At 71.6% G+C, this 5,975-nt stretch carries 4 protein-coding genes; all 4 read right to left on the bottom strand.

Going from position 1 to position 5,975, the window contains the following annotated elements; translation table 11 throughout:
* Window positions 1-295 precede the first annotated feature (295 nt).
* A complete protein-coding gene (locus ACIQMX_RS35855) occupies window positions 296-1,144 on the bottom strand; it encodes an ABC transporter permease (RefSeq protein ID WP_363078525.1) in 849 nt (282 codons plus the stop codon).
* A gap of 17 nt (window positions 1,145-1,161) precedes the next feature.
* On the bottom strand, window positions 1,162-2,103 hold the full coding sequence (locus ACIQMX_RS35850; protein WP_363078541.1) for an ATP-binding cassette domain-containing protein: 942 nt from the start codon (window positions 2,101-2,103) through the stop codon (window positions 1,162-1,164).
* An 8-nt stretch (window positions 2,104-2,111) separates the two neighbouring features.
* Window positions 2,112-2,339, bottom strand: a complete 228-nt coding sequence (locus ACIQMX_RS35845; RefSeq protein ID WP_363078527.1) for an MbtH family protein — start codon at window positions 2,337-2,339, stop codon at window positions 2,112-2,114.
* Between the two features lie 76 nt (window positions 2,340-2,415).
* On the bottom strand, window positions 2,416-5,975 hold a 3,560-nt coding region (locus tag ACIQMX_RS35840), incomplete at its 5' end, for an amino acid adenylation domain-containing protein (RefSeq protein ID WP_402484380.1).

Below are 5,975 nucleotides of genomic sequence, written 5' to 3'. Positions count from 1 at the left end.
CCGGGGCGGCGCGCCCGGGCCCCCCCGCCGCGGGGGGGGGGGGGGTTTTGCGGGCCCCCCCCCCCCCCCGGGGGGGCCCCCCCACCCCCCCGCCCGGCAGACGCGGCTGCGTCCCTGGGGCGAGGGTTCTTCAGGCCTTGAGACCCAGCGGAGGCACCTCGCGGGGCTTTCCTCAGGCGTGCGGTGCCCGCTGGAAAGACCTCGCGGCCATCCTCAGGCGTTCGGTGCCCGCTGGAAACACCTCGCGGCCGTCCTCAGGCGTTCGGTGCCCGCTGGAAGCACTTCGCGGCCATCCTCAGGCATTCGGTGCCCGCTGGAAGCACTTCGCCGCGACGAAGCCGGCCAGGGCCAGCAGCACCGCGCTCGTGCCGAGCGCACCGAGCACTCCGAGCCCCAGGTCCCAGCCCAGCGCGAGCCGCCGTGAACCGTCCACCGCGTACGTCACCGGATTGACCTTGGCCACGACCTGCAGCCACTCCGGCAGCCCCTTCAGCGGGACGAACGCGCTGGAGGCGAACATCAGCGGGAACATCACCAGGACCGCGATGCTCGACATGACCTCCACGCTCCGCAGCCAGGCGGCGAGCGCGATGAAGCACCAGATGAGGGACCAGATGACGAACACCGTGAGCAGCAGGGCCGCGGCCGTGCCGAGCACCCCGCCGGACGGCCGGAAGCCGAAGAAGATCGTGCCGCAGGCCAGCAGGACGATCAGTTCGGTGAACACGCGCAGCAGATCGGCCAGCGAGCGGGCGACCAGGACCAGGGGCAGCCTGGTGGGCAGGACCCGGAACCGGGCCACGATGCCGTTGTCCATGTCCTTGACGAGACCCACTCCGGCGCCCTGCGCGGACCCGATGCCCGTGGTGACGAGCAGCGCGGGCACCAGGTAGTCGATGTAACGCACCCCGTGGGGGAAGTCGTCACGGTTGGCCATGCTGCCGAAGATCTCGCTCAGCAGCAGCAGCATGATCAGCGGCTGGAGCAGGCTGAACAGCGCGAGCCGGGTATCGCCGTACATGGACCGGATCTGCCGGCCGGTGAGCACCCACAGCTGGGTACGGATGCTGCCGCCGCGCCATTCGGCTGTGGTGTCGGGCACGGCGATGGGTGCCGTGTCCAGGGTGCGTTCCTGGAGGGCCAACGGAGACTCCCGCGATGTCAGGCCGCGCCTGCGAGGGCCGTCGGCGATTGGGTGAGTGCCAGATAGACGTCGTCCAGCGACGGCTCCTTGACAGTGAGTTCGACGAGCTCGGCGCCCACGGTGTCCAGTGCCCGCACCACGGCCGCGATGTCGGCGGAGGAGTCCACCGGCGTGCTCAGGGTGTGCCGCTCCGGGTCCGAGCGCGGCTGGAAGCCCGCCGCCTCCAGCGCTCCGGTGGCCGCCGACAGGTCGGAGTCCGAGGTCAGCGTGGCATGCACCGCACGGCTTCCCAGTTCCGCCTTGAGGCGGCCGCTGGTGCCCGACGCGATGACGCGGCCCTTCGACAGGACGGTGATCCAGTCGGCGAGCCGGTCGGCCTCGTCCAGGTACTGCGTGGTCAGCAGCACCGTCGTACCGTCCGCCACCAGGCCCTCGACCGTCTCCCACAGGGCGATACGGGTCGTCGGGTCGAGCCCCGTCGTGGGCTCGTCGAGGAACAGCACGTCGGGACGGCCCACAAGACTGGCCGCGAGGTCGAGCCGCCGGCGCATACCGCCCGAGTACGTGCGGGACGGCTGCTTGGCCGCCTCGGTCAGGCGGAACAGTTCCAGCAGTTCGGTGGCCCGGGCCGCCGCCTCCCGGCGGCCCGCACCGAGCAGCCGGGCGATGAGGACCAGGTTGCCGTAGCCGGACAGGTATTCGTCGACCGAGGCGAACTGCCCGGTCACGCCGATCCTGGCGCGCACCGCGGCGCCCTGCGTCGTCACGTCGTACCCGGCGACCCTGACCGTGCCCGTGGTCGGATGAGAGACCGTGGACAGGATGTTCACCAGGGTCGTCTTGCCCGCGCCGTTGTGGCCGAGCAGCCCGAGGACCTTGCCCCGGGCCACTTCGATGTCCACGCCGTTCAGGGCGTGGACATCGCCGAAGCTCTTGCAGACCCCGGACGCCTCGATCATGACCTCGTTCAAGCCGCGTCCGTCCCGGAACCCGCCATGGCCTCGACGAGGCTCTTGGGCCGCATGTCGGTCCAGTTCTGGTTGATGTACTCCAGGCACGCGGCGCGGTCGGTCTGCGCCAGGGCGACCGTCCAGCCCGCGGGTACCTCGGCGAAGGCCGGCCAGAGGGAGTGCTGGGCCTCGTCGTTGACCAGTACGAGGTAGCCGGCTTCCGGGTCTTCGAACGGGTTGCTCATCACATGCTCCTGTGCTGCTCGGTGGTGCTGTCAGTCGTGGTGCCGTCAGCCTCGGTGCTGCCGGTCGGTGGTGCGGTCAGTCAGTGTTGTGCGCTTCGACGGGCCCGGTACGTTCCGGATCCCGTACGTGCTTGGCGAGGACCGCCGCGATCTCCGCGACCGCGGCCGGCTCGATCATCAGGTCCTCGTGCAGGAAGTCCACGACGTGCTCGGTGATGTCCCCCGTCACGTACGGCCGCCACACCCCGGCGTTGAACGTCGCGTCGTCCCTGCTGAACGAGGCGCCGGACGAGTAGAACAGGACGTCGCCGGTGAACCGCTCCGGAACGAGGCCCCGGGTCAGGGCGGTGCTGTTGACGTAGACGCGGACCGCGGCCCCGATGTCGCCGCCGGGAAGATGCCCCAGCGGGTGGCCCTTGGCACGGAGCTCGGCGAGTACCTCGGCCTCCTGCCCGGGGGCCACCTGCTCGGTGTCGAAGCCGACGTCCGCGTTGATCTGCGCGGTGAGCTCGGCCGGGTCCCAGTCCTCGCGGGAGGGCCGCACCGGATACGCGTCGACGACGGCGAGCAGCGCCACCTGCTGCCCCTGGCTCTGCAGCCGGGTGGCGACCCGGTGGGCGAGGAGTCCGCCCATGGACCAGCCGATGAGCTGGTACGGGCCCTCGGGCTGCACGGTCCGGATGTGCGCGCAGTACTCGTCGATCATCTCTTCGAGGGTCCCGGCCGGCGGTTCCTGGCCGAGCAGCCCGCGCGCCTGGAGCGCGTACACGGGGAGGTCGGCGGGGAGCTGCCCGGCGAGACGGCCGTAGCACCAGCCGATGCCGAGCGCCGGGTGCAGGCAGAAGAGCGGAGTGCGGTGCCCGGTGGTCCGCAGGGGCAGCACCGGTGAGAACGAGTCGCTGCTGCCCTCGGCGTCCAGCTGGCACAGCAGCCCCGCCACCGTGGGCGACTGGAACAGGTCGCGTACCGACACGTCACGGCCCAGCGCCTTGCGGACACCGTTGACGAGCCGCGTGGCCAGGAGGGAGTGTCCGCCGAGCGCGAAGAAGCTCTCCTCGGTCCCGACCCGTTCCAGGCCGAGCACCTGCGCGAACAGGCCGCACAGGATCTGCTCCTGCGGGGTGACCGGCTCACCGCGGCCCTCCCCGCCGTACTCGGGCGCCGGCAGCGCACGCCGGTTCAGTTTGCCGTTGGGGGTCAGCGGCAGCGCGTCGATCAGGACGACGAACGGCACCATGTACTCCGGCAGTTCTCTCGCCGCGAAGTCGCGCAGCGCGGCCGCCCCGGGGTCGGCGTCCGGTGCCGGCACCACGTAGGCGACGAGGCGTTTGTCGCCCGGCCGGTCCTCCCGGGCCAGCACGGCGACCTGCGCCACCCCGGGCGCGCCGGCGAGTACGGTCTCCACCTCCGCGGGTTCCACCCGGAAGCCGCGGATCTTGACCTGGTCGTCGGCCCGGCCCACGAACTCCAGCAGTCCTTCCCCGGACCACCGCACGAGGTCGCCCGTCCGGTACATCCGGGTCCCGGGCGCGCCGAACGGGTCGGCCACGAACCGCTCGGCCGTCAGGTCCGGCCGTCCGGCGTACCCGCGGGCCAGTCCGGATCCGGCGATGTACAGCTCCCCGGCCACTCCGGCGGGCACCGGTCGCAGCCCGGCGTCCAGGACGTAGACCCGGGTGTTGTCCAGGGGACGTCCCAGCGGCAGACCGTCGGCCGCCCGGTACGGGGCGGAGACCGCGTGTCCGGTGGCGCACAGCGTGATCTCGGTCGGCCCGTACAGATGGCGGACCGTCGTCGCGGGGTTGGCCTCGATGACCTGCTGGACCGCGCTCACGGAAACGACGTCGCCGCCGGTGAGCACCTCACGGACCTGCCCGAAGGTCGCGGTGAGCTCCTCCGCCATGGCCCGGAACAGGCCGGCTGTCAGATGCAGATGGCTGATGCCGTGCTCGCGGACCAGACGGTCGAGGGTCTCGGCATCGACCTCGCCCGCCGGGGCGACCACGACCCGGGCGCCGCGGAGCAGCGGCAGCCAGATCTCGTACACGGAGATGTCGAACGCGTGGGGTGCGTGCATCAGCACCCGGTCCTGCGGGCCGATTCCCCAGCCGCGGTCCATGGCCAGCTCGACCACATCGCGGTGGGTCACGGAGACGCCCTTGGGCTTGCCCGTGGAGCCGGACGTGTACATCACGTACGCGAGCCGGTCGGGCTCGATGCGATCGGGCAGCGGGACCGGCGGTCCGGCCCGGAAGCCCGTGCCGGTCCTGGGTTCATCGCTCCTGGGCCCCTCGGCCCTGGGTTCTTCGGCCCTGGGTTCTTCGGCGGTCAACACATGCGTCCCGGCTGCGCGTTGTTCGGCCACCAGTTCGTGCGCTGCCAGGCTGCCGCTGACCACGAGGACCGGTGCCCGCGCCTCGTCGAGCACCGAACGCATCCGTGCGGTCGGATAGCCGGTGTGCAGCGGTACGTACACACCGCCCGCCCGCATCACGGCGAGCAACGCGGCCACCAGATCCGCAGACCGCTCCATGAGGAGGGCGACCGGCGTCTCCGCCCGTACCCCCAGTCCGACGAGCCGCCCGGCGAACTCATCCGCACGGAGCATCAGTTCGCGGTACGTCCACCGGGTCCCGCCGCATTCGACGGCCACGGCGTCCGGCGTGCGGTCCGCCTGTGCCGCGATCAGCTCCGGCAAGGACGCTGCGGGAACCGGCGCCCCGGTGGCGTTCCACTCGTGGACGATCCGCTGCCGCTCCGGGGCCGACAGAATCTCGATCTCGCCGATCCTGAGCCTGGGGTCGGCGACCGCGGCGGTCAGCAGCCGCACGAGCCGCTCCGCGAGCTCCACGACGGTCTCCCGGTCGAAGAGGTCGAGGCTGTACTCGATCTGCCCGAGAATCCCGGCGGCTCCACCGGATGCGGTGCGCTGCTCGGAGAGGACGACGTTCAGGTCGAACTTCGCGGTGCCGACGTGTACCCGCTGCCTCTCCGGCGCGACGCCGGACAGATCGAGCGCCGCCGCCTCGGTGTTCCAGCTCAGCGCCGTCTGGAACAGCGGGTGCCGGGAAAGTGACCGCTCGGGGTTGAGGACCTCGACCAGCCGCTCGAACGGTACGTCCTGCCGGCCGAAGGCCGCCAGGTCGGTGCGGCGCACCCGGTCGAGCAGCTCACGGAAGGTGGGGTTGCCGGAGAGGTCGGTGCGCAGGACGAGGGTGTTGACGAAGAACCCCACGAGGTTCTCCACGGCGGCGTCGTCACGCCCGGCGACCGCGGTGCCCAGCGGGATGTCGGTGCCCGCGCCCACCCGGGACAGGAGCGCGGCAAGGGCCGCCTGGACCACCATGAACGGTGTGACGTTCTGCTTGCCTGCCAGCTCGACGACGGAGGCGTGCAGCTCGGCGGACAGGTCGAGATCGACGCTCCCGCCACGATGGGACGGCTCGGCGGGCCGCGGACGGTCGGCGGGCAGTTCGAGTTCTGCGGGGAGGCCCTCCAATGCCGCATGCCACTCCGCGAGTTGCCGGGACGCCAGACTGTCCGGGTCGTCCTCGGAGCCGAGGTGGGTGCGCTGCCAGAGGGTGAAGTCCGCGTACTGCACGGGCAGCGGGGCCCAGGCAGGGGCCCGGCCCTCGA

Origin of the sequence: Streptomyces sp. NPDC091416, assembly GCF_044756845.1 — a bacterium.
Lineage (GTDB): Bacteria > Actinomycetota > Actinomycetes > Streptomycetales > Streptomycetaceae > Streptomyces.
This window is presented reverse-complemented; position numbering and strand designations above follow the sequence as displayed.

Coding starts and splice junctions, on each gene's coding strand:
- ACIQMX_RS35850 (WP_363078541.1), bottom strand. CDS start 2,103: ATGATCGAGGCGTCCGGGGTCTGCAAGAGCTTCGGCGATGTCCACGCC.
- ACIQMX_RS35845 (WP_363078527.1), bottom strand. CDS start 2,339: ATGAGCAACCCGTTCGAAGACCCGGAAGCCGGCTACCTCGTACTGGTC.